Origin of the sequence: Bacillus sp. NPDC057893 (assembly GCF_042796455.1) — a bacterium.
Taxonomy (GTDB): Bacteria; Bacillota; Bacilli; order Bacillales; family Bacillaceae_G; genus Bacillus_A.
This window is the reverse complement of sequence record NZ_JBHVNG010000008.1, coordinates 94,980-114,911: the sequence shown is the minus strand read 5'-3', so window position 1 is coordinate 114,911 and position 19,932 is coordinate 94,980. Positions and strand designations below refer to the sequence as shown.

Genomic DNA, 19,932 nt, shown 5'->3' with positions numbered 1-19,932 from the left:
ATCTTTAAAGCACCTACATATAGACTTTCGAAAAAAAGAAACAATCTCTCTTATCATTGACATTACATGAGCTTAGCTTGATAGCGATGGGGTAGCACCACATCACTATCAACCTAACAAAATAAAATACCCCCTAAAATAAAAAAATACGCTATTCTTTCTGTAGACTTATAGGAAAGGATGGCGTTTTTTTAACACTTGGGGGTAAAGAAAATTCTTAAGTTGATGGATATGATGGTGACCCCTATTATAGAAACTATTTTGATCGTAAGGGATTTGTAAGGAATAGGTAAGGAAAAAGAGATTTTCATTGTGTATGATCAAAATATAAATAAGCATGAAAGGCGGAACAGATATATGATTTCTACTGCTGACGACTTAAATAAATTCTTCTCTTACTTATTCAGTGGCAAATGACTGAAGGAACAGCAACTAAAACAAATGCTTACTACAGTTCCTACAGGAAGAAAAGGAATCGATGGATAGAGTCTTGCAATCTATGAAATTAAGCTTCCAAACTGTGTCTCGATATGGGGACACGGAGGCGCCATTCCAGGGTTTCTTACTTTTGCTGGAGGCACACTTGGAGGTAAGCATACGTTAGCCGTCAATTTGAACCGCTTGGGTAAAGCTGACAGTCCTGATTTTTATAAAAATATTTTACTTGCTGAATTTAGCAAGTAGGCAAAGAGGAAAAACGGATAGATTTTGTCATATTTTTTATAGTTAAACAAATAAGTGATGAAATCGATCACTTATCTAAGGAGGCAATTCTCTCATGAAAAATAAACTATCTGGGGTATTAGCCGCTACATTGGCGCTAACGATGACCCTACCAACAGGCGCGATGGCGTCTTCTAGCAGTAAGACTCCGGTTGTAGCTAACCAAGAAGTTGCTAGCCAAGAACTGGAGAAGATTGCGGCAGATAAGGCTGCCCTACTCACGGAGTCCCATGGGACGACTAGCGTGCAGTATGCGCTGATTGATAATGGCAAACTTATTTTGTCGGGTCAGACAGACAAGAACGATATGAAAAGGAAACAGTCGCCGACTAAAGATACTCTATACGGGATTGGTTCAGTCAGTAAAATGTATGCAGCAACGGCTGTAATGAAATTGATCGACGAAGGAAAAGTCGATTTGGATGCTCCTGTCGTCCACTATGTTCCTGATTTCAAGATGAAAGACGAGCGGTACAAACGCATTACGCCGCGTATGCTGTTAAACCACTCCTCCGGCTTGCAAGGTTCCACGTTAAGTAATGCATTTTTATTTAACGATAATGATACCTATGCCCATGATGTCTTGTTGCGGCAATTGTCCAACCAGAGCTTGAAGGCGGATCCTGGCGCTCTCTCGGTTTACTGCAACGACGGCTTTACGCTGGCTGAGATTTTGGTGGAAAGAGTCAGCGGTATGAGCTTTACCGAATTTCTACATCAACGGTTTACAGAACCCTTAAAGCTGAATCATACGAAAACGCCGCAGGACAAATGGGAAGGCGAAAAGCGGGCTGAACTTTATTTTCCGGCGTACCAAGGGCAACTTCCCATTGAATCGGTGAATGTGATTGGTTCGGGAGGGATCTCTTCCACGGCAGAAGATACGGTACGATTCTCACAATTATTTATGGGACAGGGAAAAGGGATCCTCTCTGATAAGGCAGTCAAGGCGATGGAGCAAGAGGAATATAAAAAAGGAATGTGGCCGGGGGATGGAGATAATATTTTCAACTATGGTCTTGGCTGGGATAGTGTGAAACTATACCCATTCAGTGAATATGGGATAAAAGGCTTGGCTAAGGGCGGCGACACGTCACTGCAACATGCTATACTGGTCGTGCTTCCGGAACAGAAGATGGCAGTGGCTGTGTTGTCATCTGGCGGCCGAAGCTCTACAAATCAACTACTGGCAACTGAATTACTGCTCGCCGCGCTTAAAGAGAAGGGCACAATTAAGGACATCAAGCCAAACAAATCCTTTGGCAAGCCGGTCAAGGCCAAGATGCCTCAAGACGTGGCGAAGAAAGCGGGCTTTTACGGCAATAGCGACAGTCATTTCAAAATAGAAATTACGAAGAATGGAGAACTGTTCTTACCATCTAATCGAGAAGAAAAATATGTATATACTGCGAATGGAAGCTTTATTAATGAGAAGGGTACTTCCAAGCTCAGCTTCGTCACTGAGAAGAATGGAAGAACTTATTTGAAGGAGAGCACATATAAATCGACGCCAGGCTTAGGGCAAAATGTGATGACTCACTATTTAGCCGAGAAACTAGAAGACAACGTGCTATCGAAGAAAACCGCTGCCGCATGGGCGAAGCGGGAAGGCGTCAAGTTCTATCTCGTGAACGAGAAATTTAGTTCTATTGAATATCTCGTTCAACCGAAACTTATTACCACACAAATTACTCGCAAGGAAGGCCTGGCGGGCTATTGGGACGGCAGAAAAATTACAGGTCCGAACACCGCGGCGCATCAGCTCCAGATTCCCGTGATGAATGGCCGTGATACGACGGAAACTCATTTCTATACAGAAGGCGGCAGTGAATATATGGAGATGGCCGGATTGTTATACGTAAGTGGATCCAGCGTAAAACCGCTTGATGCAGGCCAATCATCCAAAGTTACGCTGCAAGCAAATGGGTATGCGAAATGGTTTACGATCCCACAAGCGGCAGCGGGGAAAACGATGACCGTGGCGTTGCCATCGAAGAGTTCGTTCGCGGTGTATGATGAGAAGGGAGTATGTGTCAATTTTACCGTTGTGAGCGGCAATAACAAAGTAAAGCTGCCGAAGAACGGAACGGTTGTATTTGCTGGCGCGCCGAACTCGGAATTTGCAATCACGTTGAACTAGCTACAATTCTAGATGGATTTCAACAAAACCAGTACGACACAGAAGAGGTGTTTTGCTGGTTTTGTTTGTATTTACGTATGATCTTTACGAAGAGGCTTTCCACGAATAATATCACGCTCAAACTCTGCAAGAACAGCTAGCATACCAGTTCTGGGCAATCATCTTTTGCCCCACTCACCTTCTCGGTGTAAATACGTTCGCAGCCGGCATTATGATGTACAAGCCCTATACGATGCAGGAATTATCCGAGGTGTTTCGGCTACTAAGTTTAACCAACATGGCACACTCACACATCAACAGGCTGCACTTATGTTAGAACGAACACTAGAATATCTAGGTGTAGAAAAAGAGTCAAATACAGGGCCCTACCACATTCCCATCGACTTAAGAAGAATAAACGCCACCAAAACAAAAAAAGCCCCAAATTTTTCTTGAAAATAAGTTGGGGCTTTCGAACCAGAAAAGTATATTTTTAACTATGAAAACTACGATAAATTTTTCCTTTTTTCCTACTTGTTAAATTCAGCAAGTAAAATATTTTTAAAAGGATTAGGACTGTCAGTTCTACCCAAACTATTCCAATTGACGACCAACGTATGCTTGCCTCCAAGTTTACCTCCAACAAGAGTAGTAAACCCTAGAATGCCACCTGTGTGTCCCCATATCGAGACACCGCTTGGAAGCTTAGTTTCATAGATTCCAAGACCATATCCATCGATTCCTTCTTTTCCTGTAGGAACTGTAGTAAGCATTTGTTTTAGCTGCTGTTCTTTCAGTAATTTGCCACCGAGCAAGTAAGAGAAGAATTTGTTTAAGTCGTCAGCAGTAGAAATCATATCTCCAGCAGAGCTACCTGCACTTGGGTTATAATAAGTAACGTCTTTTAGCTCACTTGCTCCGTCTGGTTGGACATATCCACGGGCATGGTTGGTGCCTGGAATAACGCTTGAATTTCCAGGTAGGAATGTATTCGACAATTCAAGCGGTTCAATAATCCGATTTTCAATCTCTTCCGCATAGCTGTTTCTGGTTACTTTTTCAATAAGAATACCCAGTAATACATATCCTGTGTTTGAATAAGACCATCCCTTTCCTGGGGGAAAGTCTGGGGGCAGAGAAATCCCCATCTTCACTAACTCTTCAGCCGTATACGATTTTTTTGTATCCGTAAAATCAGCTTCTTTTGACCTTGAGTATTCAGCGATACCACTTGTATGGTTCAATATCTGCCGAATAGTAATCTGGTTACCATCATATCCATTTCCTTGAATGGCACCAGGCAACCATTTTTCGATGTAGTCGTCTAGATTCAGGCGATTCTCTCCAGCTAATTGAAGTACAACTGTTGCGGTGAACGTCTTCGTCACACTCCCAATGCGAAAGCGAAAATCTGTTTTCATTGGTTTCTTGGTTCTCAGATCCGCTATCCCAGCGGCATACCCCCACGTTTTTCCACCCTCAGAAGTTTTAGCAAGTATCCCCGGGTATCCAAGTTGCAATGTATCCCGCATTGCTTGCTTGACGGAAGTACGATCTCGTTGAGTATTTGTTTGTAACGAACTAGATACATTTTGAGTGGGCTCTGCTTTTACAATTGAGGTTGGTGTTGTATATAACAGGGAACTTCCAGCTATTAAAAGGGCCAGACTTGCACATGTAATTTGACTACGTATTTTCATAAGGCATTCCTCTCCTCTATTCATATTGTATAAGTGTTTGCTTACTGTTCCTTACTTCCTGACAAGACTTAGGGAAAGGCCATCACGCATATAGATTAAAGCCCCAGTACAAAGGTATCTATCAATACCAACAATTTGAGCCATTTAAATCTCCATCCCTTCTATAACAAAATTATTCAAAGGTATGAAAGCATATTATGTACCCTTAGTTATTGTTAGGATTAACACAACATGAGACATAACCCCAACCCATATTTTACTTTATTTATCCATAATATGTATTGAGAAAGAATGTAAATTCGAATCCTTTCCGTACCCCAACTATTGATCGTTTTTTTCACCTATTATAATTAGTTATTTAGAATTTCATAATAAAAAACTGTAAAAAAAATAACGAGTCCCTTAACGAACAGGAAGTGGTTGAAAAATATGTCTATACGCACAATTTTTTTTTTTTGATATGGTGACCCCATCGCCATCAAGCTAAGGTTTTGAAGTACCCACTAAATGAAATTTTTCTTTCTCTACAGTTAGTTATTTTGAGAAGTCAGCTCATTTTTTTGTTTTTGGGTGTTTACTTTTCTTAAGTTGATGGATGTGTATGGTGCCCCCTTTATGTTGAATTAATCCGCTAAATGGATGTTACATTATCTCAAAGAGAACTTGTAGAAATTCCTACAAGTTCTCTTTGTTTTTCTAATAAAAACCGAAAGTAAACTAATACCCAGTAGTTTACTTTCATAATATTGATTTTGATACGTGTTTGGTAAAGAAAAACACAATGAATTGCAAATAAAAACTATACAGAAATCTAGTTCCGTATAGTAAAGTGCATATGATAAATCCCTCTTTGCTATCTCCCAAAAAAGAATCATGGCTGCAGACTCTATAAACTGTATTTTCAGAAACATTGCAAGCGTGTAAGAAAAATGAAAGGTAATTCAATATGAGAATAACAATCTTAATACTACAATGAAAACAGAAACATTCATAAAAATTCTGAGGTACGATATCAAGTTATTTTAGTGTTTAAAACATTCGATTAAGAATTACAGGTTAAATAAGGAAATACGAAACTAGACCGTCAATTAATAGAAAATTATTCGTATTTTTAAAAAGGAAAAATGTCGGCAGGCATCATCTATCAACGCTCATACTCAGTTTGTAAATTTGGAGGGGATTTCTCATATGAAAATAGTAAAAGTAAAAGATCTTAGTAAAGAATACACAGGAAAGGTTTCACATACAGCACTTTCAAATATTAATTTAACAATTATAGAGGGAGAATTTGTTGGGATTATGGGCCCATCGGGTAGTGGGAAAACAACGTTATTGAATATGATTTCTACTATTGACTCGCCAACATCAGGCAGTGTATTCATTAATAGTAAAAATCCTTATCAACTATCACCCAATGATTTGGCCGTATTTCGCAGACAGGAATTAGGGTTCGTCTTTCAATCCTTTAACCTGTTGCATACATTAACAGTAAAAGAGAATATAGTTCTTCCGCTCGTATTAGATGGCATGAATGTGAAAAGAATAAATAAACGAGTAGAATCTATTTCAAAAAAATTAGGAATCAGTGAAATATTGAATAAACGAACATATGAAATATCAGGAGGACAAGCACAGCGAACAGCGATTGCTCGTGCACTCATTCATTCTCCTAAATTGGTTCTTGCCGATGAGCCAACAGGAAACTTAGATTCTAAAGCTTCTCAAGATGTAATGGAGATATTAACACAATTAAATAAAGAGGAAAAGGCAACAATGATGTTAGTAACGCACGATCCAGTTGCTGCAAGTTACTGTGACCGCGTTATTTTTATTAAAGATGGACAGTTATATAATGAAATTTTCTACAATGACAATCGTTCGTTATTTTATCAAAATATTATGGACATTCTTTCTATGTTAGGAGGGAACAAAAATGAATTTTCGACAGCTCGCATTTAATAATGTTATACGGAATAAACGAATATATCTTGGACATTTTTTTAGTAGTACATTTGCGGTAATGATTTTCTTTACTTATGGGCTACTTGTCTTTCATCCGAATCTACAAGGCGAACTGACTCATGCTAGTACCATAATGAATACATTTGGGAAAATAGGATTTCAACTATCGTATTACTTAATCTTTGTTTTCTCTTTCTTATTTATTTTCTATTCTGTTAGCGCATTTTTAAAAAATAGAAAAAAAGAGTTTGGATTATTAATGTTACATGGAATGTCTCATCAACAGCTTCATCGATTAATTTTTTTCGAAAACATGTTGATTGGAATCCCTTCTATACTAGTAGGCATTGGGATGGGGATGATTTTTTCTAAATTATTTTTACTAATTAGTGGGTCTTTATTGGGAATAGAGAATACGTTAGCATTTTACTTTCCATTAAAGTCTATGGGAGTAACAGCTATTTCCTTTTTTGTTTTATTCCTACTCATTTCATTATTTACATCAAAAATGGTGAAAATGAATGAACTTGTAGAACTCATAAAATCAGAGGAAAAACCAAAACCTGAGCCGAAAGCGTCCGTTTGGATATCCTTGTTGGCAATTATTTTAATTGGAGCAGGTTACGCCTCCGTCCACCACAGTATCGCCGCGGTGGATTACATGAATTTGTTACAATTATTACTACTCGTAGGAGTGGGTGTCATATTTATCGTATTTGGAACCTATTTTTTCTTCACTCAATTGTGTGTATATGTGATATACACTTTAAAAAATAGAGAAACTACATTCTTTAAAAGAACCAATCTTCTTGTTATCTCAGATTTAATGTACCGAATGAAAGATAATGCGAGAACGTTCTTTATCGTTACAATTATATCGGCTATATCTTTTACAGCAATTGGAGTTTGTACGGCTATCGCAAATCCTGAATTGGCAAAACATGAGACCCCATATGCATTTACCTATCAATCGGATAAGGGGAATACACTAGAAAAATCCCATATTGAAGAGATAAAAAAACAATTAAAAGAGTCAGGATTTTCTTATAAACTTGTAGCAACAGAATTTAAAAGGATAAACGGTTCGCCATTCATTAATCTTTCTACATATAATGAATACGCTAAAAAATTAGGATATGAAATAGAGAAATTAACAAACGAAAATACCGCTATAAAATTAAGAAAAAAACACAAACATGCAGAGGATTTAAAACCTTTTGAATTAAAACATGGTGAACTAGAAGTAACACTTTCTGTTCAAAAAACAATTTATATCCCAGAATTCTCCAAAATCGAAAAACCTGTTATTGTCTCAGATGCTGTTTACAGTAAATTCCTAAATATACAAGAAGAAAGCGTCCTCCGAGATTACACTATATACGGTTTTATCATAAAAAATTGGCCTGAAACAACTGCAGTTTCGAAAAAACTTATGAAATTCATTGGTACGAGTCAAGATGATTATTATGCTTTTTCATCTTTAAATTTAAATTGGCTTGAACTGAAACAACAAAATGGATTACTTTCTATTTCAAGTGTATTGGTGGGGATTGTATTTTTCGTATTTACGCTAAGTTTTTTATATTTCCGTCTATTTACTGATTTAGAACGTGATAAAGAGCAATATCAGATGCTTTCAAAATTAGGTTTACGCCAAAAAGAGTTAAAGCAAATTGTGACAAGACAAATGATGATCCTATTTTTCTTACCGATTGTAGTGGCTATGGTTCACAGCAGTTTTGCATTTCTAAATCTGCACCAATTAGGACAAACAATGAGTAGGGATATGTCCGTTATTCAAAGCTCAATTGTTGTATTAGTAAGCTTTATTTGTATGCAAATTATTTACTTCCTTATTATTAGAAATCACTATATAAAACGCATATGTACAAAAATATATTCATAAAAAAGATAAACAAAAAATTGAAGGTGCATACTCAATCACTAATTATGGTTAAAAATGCACCTTTAGAATATTGAAAATATGCCAAGATTAGTATGTTTTTGTTCCCCTATATTAGATATAAAACAATGATTTGACAAACTCCCATGGGACGAGCGAAAGAATTACAATCAAACTTCGATAACATCGAATTCTTATAAGGTTTTAAATTGTTCAACAAAAACGATAATATATAGATAAATATGGAGGTATTATATGAATTTAATCAATTCTACATTAGGAAGTTTAAGTATTATTAGTATAATAATAATTTTATTGGTTCCCATTTTGTTGAATTTAGGTTATTTTGTTTTGTATAAACGAATATATAAAGGGAAATATTCATTTGAAAAAAAACAAATTGTTTTGATTACACTATTGATAGGATATTACCTTATTGTATTAGCTGGAACTTTATTTGGTCGTGAAAATATTATTCGGCCTGAAGGGATAATTAATTTTGATATTTTACGTGGATATAGAGTTGCTTGGAATAATTTTTCACTTGTTTCTTTTCAAGATATTATTATAAATATTGCTTTACTTTTTCCAGTAGGGTTTTTGTTACCCTTAATTAGTAATTTCTTTAAAAAAGCAGGGGCAGTATTATTAGTCGTATTTAGTACAAGTTTTTTTATTGAAATAATTCAATTTGTAACAGATATTGGACGTATAGATATATCCGATGTATTACATAACACCTTAGGAGGTATGCTTGGATATTGTATAAGTAATTTATTGATTGTTTTTTTAGATAAACAATCAGTACCATTTAAACAAATTGTTAAATATATATCTTTACCAGTGATAGTTTGTTTATTAACATTGGGAATTATTATTTCTTACAAAATGCAAGAATTTGGTAATTTACGTATTAACCCAGAAACTAAAATGGATATGTCTGATATTACTATGAAAACAACTATATCATTAGATGCAGATTCTAAAAAAATGCCTGTTTATAAATTTAAGAAAAATTCTTCAGAACAAATAAAGATTAAAGATATAGAAATTATTTCTTCAAAAGAAGCATTCCAAAAATTAAAACGTGGAGAATTTTTACCTCTAGAATCTTTAAAAAAAGGAGATATAATAACTATTACAAAATGTACATTATCATCTTATTCAGATACAAAAGATTTCCAACAGCCTGTATATCAATTTGAAGGAATAATAAATGGTAAACAAGAGGCTTTATACTATATTGCTGCAAAAAAATAAAAGTGTAAATTATTCTAATACAAAAAAGAGTATTCCTATCTAAAAAAGTAGGGATACTTTTTTTTGTAGAACTTTTCCATAGATTTTTTATATAAGGTTAAGTTTAAAAAAAGGAAAGGATCCAAGTATCACTGAGAACTTTTATTTTGGATTTTAAAAGGTCTTATTTCGTTTTAAGTCAAAAAATATGGGTAATTATGTTGTGATTATTAGAAGATAATTTAAAGCGTCTGTCAACGGTACCGGACCGAAGGGAGGATAAGGAGTTGATCAGATTCACTATTCTTAAGACCCTCTTGTTGTGTCAAAACGGTTTGTTATTTAAAGGTGAATCTGGTGTAGAAGGTAATAATGCTAGAGCATCTGTAATCTTTGTAAATCCTCACATTATTTATGCAGGAGATAAAGATAATGTAAATGAAGCTTTAAAACTTATGTTTTATAAAGCTATGAAAATACCAATATTAAAAGATTTACCTAATAAGTTATTTTAAAAATTAAGTCGTAGTTGTTTAATTTGACAACTACGACTTTTTATTTATATAGGTTTTTTGTGTGTGTTATTTTGAACACAGACAAAAAACCTAAAAAACCTTGATATAACAATGTTTTTTACACTTTTAAAAGTATGTCTCTTCTCATTCTCTATATAAGGGCTTTTCTCCATACAAGGAACGGAGAGTATTTTTTGAGAATCCCACTCAAAAAATCTTCCTCCTTTCTCCTTGCATTCCGAAATTCGGCGGGGGTTGGTATATCGCCAAGCCGAACAGACCAAAAACGAGGACTTAGGTTGCTCGACTTGGATTAGCAATTGTACCAGCCGAACCGCCAATTCTTCCGTTCAAGATATTCTTCTTTTTCCATATTGAATCAACGCTATGTGGGGGTTCGCCCCCACACGATAAGCCAGCACTCACACCCAAAAACAAAGGATAGCCCAATCATAAAACTCACATAATCTCTAGATATAATCCATATTAACTACAGATTTTTGTTTTATGTTTAATATAATTTCAAACAAGGAGGTAGTAAAAAATGTTTAAAACATTATTAGCAGGAACACTTTTAAGTACAGGGTTATTAACTGGTGGTATAGCAGGTGAAGTACCAGATAAAAAAGAAGAAACATCTATCAAAGATAAAGTACAATATGCTATTCAAGATAAAGATAAAGATGGAAATATAACGTTTAAAGAAATTGATGAAAGTGAACTTCCAAAAGATGTACAAGTACAATCAACAGAGGGTGTAGAAACAGATAAAAAAGAAGAGACATCTATCACAGATAAAGTACAATTTATTATTGAAGATAAAGATAAAGATGGAAATATAACGTATAAAGAAATTGATGAAAGTGAACTTCCAAAAGATGTACAAGTAATACGATCAACAGAGGATTTAATCAACAAAGGATTTAAAGAAAAAAATAGCAAACTTAATTAAGAAAGCGAAATTTCGAGAGTAAGAATGACTGTGTTTGGAGCATAATTTAGAAAACATTGGTTTGATTTTTTTGATGAGAGTAACATATTGTTACTCTTTTTAATTTTGCTTATGAACAAATATTCTTATTAAGTTAACATAACGTCTCATTATTGGTAGCAATACAAAGACGAATCCTTACTCTCGGGAGGAATTCTCTTTTTTATTTTCTATAACTCTATTCATCCTTTTATACATTCCTATCCTGACATGGATTTTAGGACTCTCGTTTGTTATTGTATTAGCCGAAAATCTGTATAAAATCTTGCATGTTCTTAGCGTGTTTTTTCCGAAATGCTGTCGATCCCCTTTTTGGAAATAAAGAAAAGACACCATAAGGTGCCTTTCTCTGACTTGAACCACCTTAACTTTAATAATATGTATTGGACTCCCATACAAATATTGCTTTAACGTATTTATCCATATTTTCGATCAGGAAAAAATGAACAACATAGTATCTTATTACTGCTTGTTCATAGCTTTTATCTGTTCTTCATACACATATTTAGTAGTCATGAAGTCGATAGGGAAGTCGCTGATCGCATTTTTCATAACGCTTAGTTCTTCCTGGGATTTAAGTTCAATACCATTTAAATGGTCAAACGCCTTAGCTTGTTCCTCTGCTACGTAATTCTGTGTCATGTAATCATCGCTGAAAGGTTCTACGGAAGAAGTGCAGTTTAAAGATAATTAATTTAGTTCTTGTGGAGAAAATCTTAAATAACATTGGCATTTATAGGGTTAATCATAAAGTAACTAGCACGTAAAAAAATTCGGAGTTTTAGCTCTGAGCTTTTTTATAATGGTCTTGCATGGCCACATCGCCATGGATTTAAGAAATTGATTGCTTCCCAAAACGGAAAAAATGAGCCGAATTCTCATAAATAAATATATGTAAAAAGGTAAAATTCTCGTTATGGGGATGTCTTAAAATCTTAAGTTGATGGACATGGGATAGCACCAACATAACGCGAAGTTCGTACGCTAAGCAGCGTTTAAAATGGTAAAATATAGTTAAGGGGGGGAGATGAGAGTGAATGATGTGTATAAAGGGTTAAACTATTTTGGTTTTATGTGTGTATGTGTATTTGGTTTTGGATTTATTTTCCGTTGGGTTTTGCGTAATGTAATTGCACTAGATCAATTACTTGGTTTGAGCGTAGGTATTATAATTTTAATAACAATGTTTTTTTTTAAAAGATATAGTAAAGAATCATGTGATAGTTGAATTTAAAAAATAACTACGAATTTCATAAACCTAAGATGTTCCATAAACGGTCGTTTTTGGTTCTATCTTTATAGGGATAAATTGGATATTTATGTTAATGTAGAAGTAGAGTTATGAATATTTGAACTTAAACTAAAGTCAGTATAGTTCAAGAAGCAATTATTTGCCAAAAAGTTTTTTCAATAGCAAAAAGGGGCGTGTTAGAATTTATAGAATACTTTTAACCAATATAAAAAATTAGGAGGAAATTTATGATTTATAACGAGGTTGTTAAAATCGGTGATGCATATTTACTTCCATTAATATCAGAGTTGTACGGGTTGGAAGGTTATGAAATCAAGCCGGTTAAGGCGCATATTGGAGGGCGCAATGTCGTTTATACCTGTGAGAAAAAGGGCACCGACGCAAAAATACTCAGAATCGCCTACTTAAATGACAGAATCCGTGAGGATTTTCAGAGTGAAGTTGAGTATATCAGGTATTTATTCGAACATGGCGGAAGTGTTTCGGATGTAGTCAACTCCCGGAAGGGGAATTTGCTGGAAGAGATAACTCATAATAATCATACTTTTTTTATTTGCTTGTTTCAAAAGGCTAAGGGAAAAATGCTTGTGGAAAATAATTATAGATATCGGGAAGGAGTTCCAGTTACCGAATATTATTATAATTGCGGTAAAGTCTTGGGGAAACTGCACCAATTATCAAAAGGATATACTCCAGTCCATAGCCGGTATAGTTTTTTTGACAAATACAATGCTGAATATATTGAGAAACTGATACCCTATTCGTTACCTCTTCTGAAGGAGAAGCTGTTAGACCTCCTTAAAACCTTAGAAGGATTGGACAGGAACCGTGAGTCTTTCGGTATGGTCCATTTTGATTACAATGATGGGAATTATTCGATAGATTTTGATACCGGGCAAATTACCGTATATGATTTCGATAATTCCTGTTACTGTTGGTATATGTTTGATTTGGCAGGTCTTTGGACACACGGAGTTGGCTGGATACAATTTGAACCAGATGCCGGTAAACGGAAAAAGTTCATGGATAATTACTTTGAAACAGTCCTCGAGGGATATAAATCCGAGACCAGAATCGAAAATTCAATATTGGATAACTTGCCCTTATTTATCCAAGTAACCCTCATGGAAGGTATTGTAGATGCATTTGAGGTAATGCGGAACAATGGTGAAGAACCGGAGTGTGATGAGGAGTTGTCGTATCTCATAAAATGCTTGGAGGACGATATTCCGTATAAAGGTTTTTTCCATGAAATTTACTCGTGTGAAGAACCCTTCGAATATGAGAAACGAAATGTTTAGTCTTTTTGTAGCAACCTTTGCTTTGGTGATATTGTGAAAATATGTACTTAAAGGAAGCGTTAGCTTAAGATGACATTACTTGTAAATTGAAAAATTATTAAACAATAAGGCTTTATAGAAACCCTGATTCTTCTGCTTATCGTAGAAAATTCAGGGTTTTTATTTCCAAATAATGTATTGTCGTATAATATCCGCGTTTTGTCGTCAGTACCCCATGGCTATCAAGCTAAGGTTTTATGCTGCCCCAAAAACAATAATTTTTTACATTTTTACTCTGGGGATGTCAATTTTACTATTTTGGGGTATTTATTTTTACTAGCTTGATGGACATGCGTCAGTACCCCAATTGGGCATAAATTTATTTTCCAAATACATACAACAGAACGTATATTCGTGTTAAGCTTATATTAGTGGTACTAATATACGAGGGGGATAACTATGAAATTAAAAAATATAACCATTAAGGAACGAATGAAACATTATAATGTGCCAGGTTTAAGTATTACATTAATTGATCATGGTCAAATTAGTAGTACAGAAAATTACGGCATACTGGAGGTAGGAAGCGATAAAAATGTAAATATAGATTCTATTTTTAGTGCGTGTTCAATTAGCAAATTTCTAACAGGAATGCTTGTTATGAAACTAACTGAGCAAGGAATTCTTGATGTAGATGAGGATATAAACAAAAAACTTGTATCGTGGAAGGTGCCTGAAAATGATTTAACTAAAAATAAAAGAGTTACATTACGAAATTTGCTTAGCCATCAATCTGGGATTATTGATCCTGAAAATAGTTTCATTGAGCTTAATTTAGTTACGGAGGTCCCTTCGATGGTTGAATTATTAGAGGGAAAAACTCTTTATTGTAAAAATCCTATTGAAGTGAAATATGAACCTGAGAGTGAATTCCACTATTCAGATGCAGGTTTTTGTATTATCCAGCAACTAATAGAAGATGTAACTGGAAGACCGTTTCATCGAGTTATGAACGAACTTATATTTGAACCATTAAGAATGAAAAATAGCAAATTAAACACAACACCTTTAGAAATGGATAGAAATGATTTTTCTTGTGGTCATAACAGAAACGGTGAATTGGTGAATGGAAAATATCCTATATATCCATATCCAGCTGCTTCTGGGCTATGGACAACCTCTTTAGATCTAGCCAAATTAGTCCTTGAATTGATAAATGCTGTAAAAGGAGAAAGTAAGGTTGGTATATCGGCAAATATAGCAAAAGAAATGATAACCCCACAAAGAGGTAAGAATTGGACTGGATTAAGTGTGTTTCTAGAAGGTTCTAAAAAAGAATTAGAAATTACATCACTCGGTTGGGGAGTAGGTTTTCAATGTATGATGGTGGCGTTTCCGTATTTAGAAAAAGGTGCAGTGATCATGACAAATGCAGAATTAGGTGTTCATCAAATGGAAGGGATTATAGGGGAAATATATAAATCTCTTATGTCCTAAGAAACCTTAAAGGGGCGAAGTATGCAGATAGCATTAGTTGATATAACCCATATCCCTAAAGTTGTGTCTTTCTTCAAAGAAAATTTAGATGGTAACAATAGTGAAGTTTATTCTGAAGAGTTTTTATGTCCTCTTGGGATTAAAGCAGCTATAAGAAGAAAACAAATGATAGTGGCGACAGTTAATGGTCAAGTAGTAGGAGCATTTCGATTTTACCGAAAAAAAACATCAAACACCATTTCTCTATATCAATTTGCTATAAGCGAGATCTATCGTGGCCAAGGCTTGTTAAAAAAGATGTTAAAAACTATAAATGATTTACCTATCGTTGCACTATGTCTAACTGATTGCGAATTTAATCAATATTTTTACAAGACAGGTTGGAAACTACTAGAACAAAATAAAAAGTTTAAAGTGTGGGTTTTTAATGACTAAACATAGGGGAATTCTTGTTATTAGGATTTTATCTACTATGGGACAGAGGGGTTATGTCTTATCGAGGAGCTTTAGTTGAACAAGCCACTCTAAAAAAGTCGGTTCCTAACGTACAGGAAATCGGCTTTTTCTATGTGAAAAGCCGCTTAGCTTACGAAATTCGCGTTTAGTTGGTGCTACCCCATCGCTATCAAGCTAACAATTTGTAGCACCCCCAGAACGGCATTTCTATTCATTATTTTTTACATAGGATTTAAATATATTCATGGCGAAATATACTGAATACAAAGGAGGAGTAACTATTATGTCATTTCCAGTTCTAGAAACAGAAAGATTAATACTAAGAGAAATTACAAAAGAGGACTCAAAAGCTATTTTTGATTACTTTTCAAGTGACGATGTAACACGATTTTATGGTATGAATTCTTTTAAAGATTTAAAGGAAGCCGAGACTCTTGTCGAGAACTTTCAGCGTACTTCTCATGATAAAAGAGGAATTCGATGGGGGATTGTTACAAAAACAGAAAATAAATTCATCGGAACAGTAGGGTTTCATGCTTGGAGTCCTCAACATAAACGTACAGAAATAGGCTACGAGATTCATCCGGATTATTGGAGAAAAGGATATATATCGGAAGCCGTGAGAACTGTTATTACATATGGATTTAATGAATGGGATTTAAATAGGATTGGTGCAATTATCTTTACAGATAATGTCGCCTCACATAGATCGATACAAAAATTTGGTTTTAAACAAGATGGAGTATTAAGAGAATACATGTATCAAAATAATTATCCGAACGATGTTATCAGTTATTCTCTACTAAGAAGTGAGTGGAATAATTAAAATCATTCTACTTCCGCTTTCGAAGGTTATGTAAATATATAAAAATAACAGAAGTAATTTTATTGCTAAAAATTCAATAAATTATTAAGATTAAATTATCTGAAAATTAAGGGGCTGAGGTATTGCGTACGGTTAGAGATTTATCACATAACGGTGAGGTATATAAAACTAACTAGTATTAAGGAGATTCATATGACAACTATTAATTCTAATCTTTTTTACGGGAATAGTGTAAAACTTTCATTACCTAGAGAAGAAGACGTTGAATTTATGCTGAGGTGGGGAGAAGATTCTGAATATCTTCGTAATGTAGATACAGAAATAGCCCTTCCTAAAACTAAAGAACAATTGGTTTCAGAAGGAAAAACGGACTTAAATGAAGTGTATTTCCGACTAAGAACAATTGATAAAGATCGTTTAATTGGATTTGTTGCTATTCATAGTATTGAATGGAACAACCGTACGGGACTCTTGTCCATAGGGATTGGAGAATCCTCTAATCGAAATAAAGGTTACGGATCAGATGCTTTGAAGCTGATACTTCGTTATGCTTTCCATGAATTAAATTTGGATCGAGTTGGTTTGGAAGTGATTGAGTATAACGAAGGTGGAATAAAGGCGTACGAAAAGGTTGGTTTTCAACAGGAAGGTAGAAAAAGGTCGGTAGTATATCGGGACGGAAAAAGATTCGATGTTATTGTTATGGGAGTCTTGCACAATGATTGGAAGGCTATCCAGAGAAAGGATAATACGGGAGAGTGATATTGTAAAAGTTTCTTATTTTTGAAGAGATCTCTAAAGATTTATGTAGATTTGAAATAAAGTCGCAATGCTTTACCCCTTTAGGTAATCATATCTAAAGGGGTATTTTTATTGTGGGAGTGAAATAAAGTCATTTGGATGCATATCCTCCTGTAATCCATCGATTTATTTAATTCCCCCTGAAAATAAAGGTTGTAAGTGACGTTACGTCACCTATTATAGTTAGGTTATATCATACAAAGAAAGAGGAATGATGAATGAAGAAAAAGGACATGAATTGGAAGGACCAAGACCCTTGGGGATTAAAAGAATTTCTATTAATGATGCTACTCGAATTTGTATTTGTTATAGGATGCATAAAATTCTTAGTAAAGCCAATTTATTCTCAGTGGTTTGATAATGAGCTATATTCAGGAACTTTAATAGGATTAACAATAGCGATTGTTTTAGTTTCAGGTGTGTATTTTATGATCCTTCGTCCAAAGAAACTTTCTTGGAGTGAAGTAGGAATCAGGTCATTCTCTATAAAGGATTGGAAATTTATTGTCTTTCTAACTATTATATTACTGGTTGGTGATGTAATAGTTATGGTACTTACTAGCTTTATAGGTAATTCTTATGAGAACAGCAAAACTGAGGCGATACAGCAAAACGTAAATTTCTTTACGGTTCTTATTGCTTTTATTTCTGCGGCGGTCATTTCACCAATATATGAGGAAATATTTTATCGTGGTTTTTTATATCGATGGCTACGTACACGTTTTGGTATGAGGGGGGCTATTTTTCTAAGCTCATTAATCTTTACCATTGTCCACATTCCAACTTATAATGCGATGCCTGTAAACTTCTTGAGTGGTATAGTCTTTGCATGGGCGTATGAACGAACCAATTCAATTTGGCCTTCAGTTATCATTCATGGCCTAACTAATGGAATTATGGTTCTGCTGACAGCGATGGGATAGTAGAAGTTTGTTGTAAGTAGGTGAAGTATCTTTAGATAGTGAACTATATTCAAAAATAACTATCGGGGAGCTGTAGTTGAATAAAAATAATCAAACTTTTTTCAAAATGGTTCCTTTTTATTTATCATAAATTAAGGGTTTATGAGGTATTTTTAATCAAACTTTATTCGAAACCTACAGTAGTAATTACTACAAGTTCTCTTTGTTTTTCTAATAAAACCGAATGTAAACTTTTGCCCAGTGTTTTACATTCAAATCACTGAAAACGGTCGTTTGTGGGACTCATTTGGAATAGATATTTGTGTTAAAATATAAAAAAGATTATGAAGAAATGCACTTAATCTTAACAGAAGTTGTTGGCTTTAAAACGAAATTATGTTTAAGTAAAGAATTATCTAATGAATAGGAAGATTTAAAGGGGATGCTTATGAAAGAAGTTAATTCGAATACGATTCATCCATCTATTAGGAAGCTCTTATCCTTTGCTACATCAGATTTTAAAATTGAGAAAGAATACGAAAAAATATTTAAAGTTATTAAACCGAAAATTATATAGTTTTGAACTTGAAGGAGAAATCGTTGGCTGTATGGGTATTGAAATTAATAGTGTAAAAGAGTGTGAAATTAAGCATATTGCAGTATCTTCATTTCAACGAGGTAAAGGTATTGGTAGTACTATGATTAATTATGTCTCTAATAAATATTCATTGATTTATGCTGAGACGGATAATGATGCAGTGGATTTTTATCGAAAATACGGTTTCGAGATAAAAAGGGTTCTGGTGCAAAGATTGTATTTATTTGAAAGAGGTATATAGATTCCTAATGGAATCTATTCTTATGCAACCATTCCGAATAGTTGATGAATAAACTTCACTTCATTTTGGACAGACTTGTCCCGTAAAATAAGTTGGCCTTTTTTAATGATATGCATCGCTTCTATTCCTGAAAGAATAGATTTAGCTGTACGAAAAGAGTTTAATCCTAGCATTGAACGAACTCTCTTTTTAATAAAACGATGATCTTGCTCTACAATGTTATTAAGGTATTTTACCTGCCTTATTTGGATGCCCACAGGCATCTTTTTCTCTGTCTTCAACTCTTCAATCGCTATAGGATAGGCCGGTTTTTTGTCCACTGTAATCACGCGGGGCTTTGAAACATGAATAGACTGCAAAGCTTTCTTGAAAAAACGCTTTGCAGCCCTATGATCTCTTGTTTTGCTTAAATGAAAATCAATTGTATATCCTTTTGAATCAACAGCACGATATAGGTACATCCATTGACCTTTGACTTTCACATACGTCTCATCGACTCGCCAAGAATCATTGGTTGACTTAAGATGACGTCGTACTCGCTTATCTAATTCGGGACCATATTGATGAACCCATCGCATGATAGTTGTATGGGCCAGGGATAGCCCGCGTTCTTCCATCATTTCGACTAAATCACGAAAACTGAGGTTGTACCGTAGGTACCATCTCACGGTTAATAAAATAATATCCGGTTGATAATGTTTCCACTTGAATAGATTTTGCTTTTCCATACCAATCACATCCTTTTTTAGAGTAATAGTATCAGTATGTCCAAGTCTGAAAGACTTTTTTTAGATATTTTGAAGTTTTTGCACCAGAACCAACAAGACCATCATTTCGATGGTTTATTTTTATGTACAGAACATCAAGTAGATTTCGGCGATTCAGTGTGAAATGTTTAAAACGACAAAAACTTGGAAGTAAGCAAAT

At 34.6% G+C, this 19,932-nt stretch carries 15 protein-coding genes and 3 pseudogenes; 15 read left to right on the top strand and 3 right to left on the bottom strand.

Translation table 11 applies throughout. From position 1 onward, the window contains the following. Positions 1-357 precede the first annotated feature (357 nt). Both ACFVQC_RS24960 and ACFVQC_RS24955 read left to right on the top strand, forming a co-directional pair. A pseudogene (locus tag ACFVQC_RS24960) lies at positions 358-684 on the top strand (serine hydrolase); the annotation flags it as partial. 94 nt (positions 685-778) lie between these two features. Next, positions 779-2,863 carry a serine hydrolase domain-containing protein gene (locus tag ACFVQC_RS24955; RefSeq protein ID WP_377899521.1) on the top strand — a complete coding sequence of 695 codons (2,085 nt, stop codon included), beginning with the start codon at positions 779-781 and terminating at the stop codon, positions 2,861-2,863. 509 nt (positions 2,864-3,372) lie between these two features. Here the strand turns inward: ACFVQC_RS24955 and ACFVQC_RS24950 are convergent. Next, positions 3,373-4,542, bottom strand: coding sequence for a serine hydrolase domain-containing protein (locus tag ACFVQC_RS24950; RefSeq protein WP_377899520.1), 1,170 nt, complete (start codon positions 4,540-4,542; stop codon positions 3,373-3,375). Between the two features lie 1,188 nt (positions 4,543-5,730). On the opposite strand from ACFVQC_RS24950, the gene ACFVQC_RS24945 reads away from it, so the two are divergent. From ACFVQC_RS24945 to ACFVQC_RS24925, 5 genes and pseudogenes are all read left to right on the top strand, one after another. Then, positions 5,731-6,501, top strand: coding sequence for an ABC transporter ATP-binding protein (locus ACFVQC_RS24945; RefSeq protein WP_377899519.1), 771 nt, complete (start codon positions 5,731-5,733; stop codon positions 6,499-6,501). Continuing rightward, positions 6,476-8,410: an FtsX-like permease family protein gene (locus ACFVQC_RS24940; protein ID WP_377899518.1), complete on the top strand. Its 1,935-nt coding sequence runs from the start codon at positions 6,476-6,478 to the stop codon at positions 8,408-8,410. The genes ACFVQC_RS24945 and ACFVQC_RS24940 overlap by 26 nt, the downstream gene beginning before the upstream one ends. Positions 8,411-8,662: 252 nt before the next feature. Further along, positions 8,663-9,667 carry a VanZ family protein gene (locus ACFVQC_RS24935; protein WP_377899517.1) on the top strand — a complete coding sequence of 335 codons (1,005 nt, stop codon included), beginning with the start codon at positions 8,663-8,665 and terminating at the stop codon, positions 9,665-9,667. Positions 9,668-9,966: 299 nt separating this feature from the next. Next, positions 9,967-10,161 (top strand): annotated as a pseudogene (locus tag ACFVQC_RS24930) (hypothetical protein); the annotation flags it as partial. Between the two features lie 544 nt (positions 10,162-10,705). Next, a complete protein-coding gene (locus ACFVQC_RS24925) occupies positions 10,706-11,113 on the top strand; it encodes a hypothetical protein (RefSeq protein WP_377899516.1) in 408 nt (135 codons plus the stop codon). A 501-nt stretch (positions 11,114-11,614) separates the two neighbouring features. Here ACFVQC_RS24925 and ACFVQC_RS24920 read toward each other — a convergent pair. After that, positions 11,615-11,815 (bottom strand): annotated as a pseudogene (locus ACFVQC_RS24920) (hypothetical protein); the annotation flags it as partial. 364 nt (positions 11,816-12,179) lie between these two features. On the opposite strand from ACFVQC_RS24920, the gene ACFVQC_RS24915 reads away from it, so the two are divergent. The 8 genes from ACFVQC_RS24915 (at position 12,180) to ACFVQC_RS24880 (ending at position 19,005) form a co-directional block, all read left to right on the top strand. Beyond that, complete coding sequence (locus ACFVQC_RS24915; RefSeq protein ID WP_377899515.1) at positions 12,180-12,380, top strand: hypothetical protein; 201 nt, start codon at positions 12,180-12,182, stop codon at positions 12,378-12,380. 251 nt (positions 12,381-12,631) lie between these two features. Continuing rightward, positions 12,632-13,705: a phosphotransferase enzyme family protein gene (locus tag ACFVQC_RS24910; RefSeq protein WP_377899514.1), complete on the top strand. Its 1,074-nt coding sequence runs from the start codon at positions 12,632-12,634 to the stop codon at positions 13,703-13,705. Between the two features lie 438 nt (positions 13,706-14,143). Continuing rightward, positions 14,144-15,181 carry a serine hydrolase domain-containing protein gene (locus ACFVQC_RS24905; RefSeq protein WP_377896141.1) on the top strand — a complete coding sequence of 346 codons (1,038 nt, stop codon included), beginning with the start codon at positions 14,144-14,146 and terminating at the stop codon, positions 15,179-15,181. A 21-nt stretch (positions 15,182-15,202) separates the two neighbouring features. Further along, on the top strand, positions 15,203-15,616 hold the full coding sequence (locus tag ACFVQC_RS24900) for a GNAT family N-acetyltransferase (protein ID WP_377899513.1): 414 nt from the start codon (positions 15,203-15,205) through the stop codon (positions 15,614-15,616). Between the two features lie 304 nt (positions 15,617-15,920). Continuing rightward, positions 15,921-16,463 (top strand): GNAT family N-acetyltransferase, encoded by a 543-nt coding sequence (locus ACFVQC_RS24895; RefSeq protein ID WP_377896143.1) that lies wholly within the window; start codon positions 15,921-15,923, stop codon positions 16,461-16,463. Between the two features lie 192 nt (positions 16,464-16,655). Further along, complete coding sequence (locus tag ACFVQC_RS24890; RefSeq protein WP_377899512.1) at positions 16,656-17,225, top strand: GNAT family N-acetyltransferase; 570 nt, start codon at positions 16,656-16,658, stop codon at positions 17,223-17,225. Between the two features lie 257 nt (positions 17,226-17,482). After that, positions 17,483-18,187, top strand: coding sequence for a CPBP family intramembrane glutamic endopeptidase (locus ACFVQC_RS24885; RefSeq protein WP_377899511.1), 705 nt, complete (start codon positions 17,483-17,485; stop codon positions 18,185-18,187). Between the two features lie 482 nt (positions 18,188-18,669). After that, positions 18,670-19,005, top strand: a complete 336-nt coding sequence (locus ACFVQC_RS24880) for a GNAT family N-acetyltransferase (protein ID WP_377899510.1) — start codon at positions 18,670-18,672, stop codon at positions 19,003-19,005. Positions 19,006-19,025: 20 nt separating this feature from the next. Here ACFVQC_RS24880 and ACFVQC_RS24875 read toward each other — a convergent pair whose 3' ends face one another. After that, the gene (locus tag ACFVQC_RS24875) at positions 19,026-19,733 is read right to left on the bottom strand and encodes an IS6 family transposase (RefSeq protein WP_377899508.1); all 708 of its coding nucleotides are present in this window, start codon (positions 19,731-19,733) and stop codon (positions 19,026-19,028) included. Positions 19,734-19,932: the final 199 nt, after the last annotated feature.

What these genes read in the sequence shown, in the direction of transcription:
- ACFVQC_RS24940 (WP_377899518.1), top strand. Translation starts at nt 6,476, where the DNA reads ATGAATTTTCGACAGCTCGCATTTAATAATGTTATACGGAATAAACGA.
- ACFVQC_RS24950 (WP_377899520.1), bottom strand. Translation starts at nt 4,542, where the DNA reads ATGAAAATACGTAGTCAAATTACATGTGCAAGTCTGGCCCTTTTAATA.
- ACFVQC_RS24895 (WP_377896143.1), top strand. Translation starts at nt 15,921, where the DNA reads ATGTCATTTCCAGTTCTAGAAACAGAAAGATTAATACTAAGAGAAATT.
- ACFVQC_RS24900 (WP_377899513.1), top strand. Translation starts at nt 15,203, where the DNA reads ATGCAGATAGCATTAGTTGATATAACCCATATCCCTAAAGTTGTGTCT.
- ACFVQC_RS24925 (WP_377899516.1), top strand. Translation starts at nt 10,706, where the DNA reads ATGTTTAAAACATTATTAGCAGGAACACTTTTAAGTACAGGGTTATTA.
- ACFVQC_RS24910 (WP_377899514.1), top strand. Translation starts at nt 12,632, where the DNA reads ATGATTTATAACGAGGTTGTTAAAATCGGTGATGCATATTTACTTCCA.
- ACFVQC_RS24945 (WP_377899519.1), top strand. Translation starts at nt 5,731, where the DNA reads ATGAAAATAGTAAAAGTAAAAGATCTTAGTAAAGAATACACAGGAAAG.
- ACFVQC_RS24935 (WP_377899517.1), top strand. Translation starts at nt 8,663, where the DNA reads ATGAATTTAATCAATTCTACATTAGGAAGTTTAAGTATTATTAGTATA.
- ACFVQC_RS24955 (WP_377899521.1), top strand. Translation starts at nt 779, where the DNA reads ATGAAAAATAAACTATCTGGGGTATTAGCCGCTACATTGGCGCTAACG.
- ACFVQC_RS24885 (WP_377899511.1), top strand. Translation starts at nt 17,483, where the DNA reads ATGAAGAAAAAGGACATGAATTGGAAGGACCAAGACCCTTGGGGATTA.
- ACFVQC_RS24875 (WP_377899508.1), bottom strand. Translation starts at nt 19,733, where the DNA reads ATGGAAAAGCAAAATCTATTCAAGTGGAAACATTATCAACCGGATATT.
- ACFVQC_RS24905 (WP_377896141.1), top strand. Translation starts at nt 14,144, where the DNA reads ATGAAATTAAAAAATATAACCATTAAGGAACGAATGAAACATTATAAT.
- ACFVQC_RS24890 (WP_377899512.1), top strand. Translation starts at nt 16,656, where the DNA reads ATGACAACTATTAATTCTAATCTTTTTTACGGGAATAGTGTAAAACTT.
- ACFVQC_RS24915 (WP_377899515.1), top strand. Translation starts at nt 12,180, where the DNA reads ATGAGAGTGAATGATGTGTATAAAGGGTTAAACTATTTTGGTTTTATG.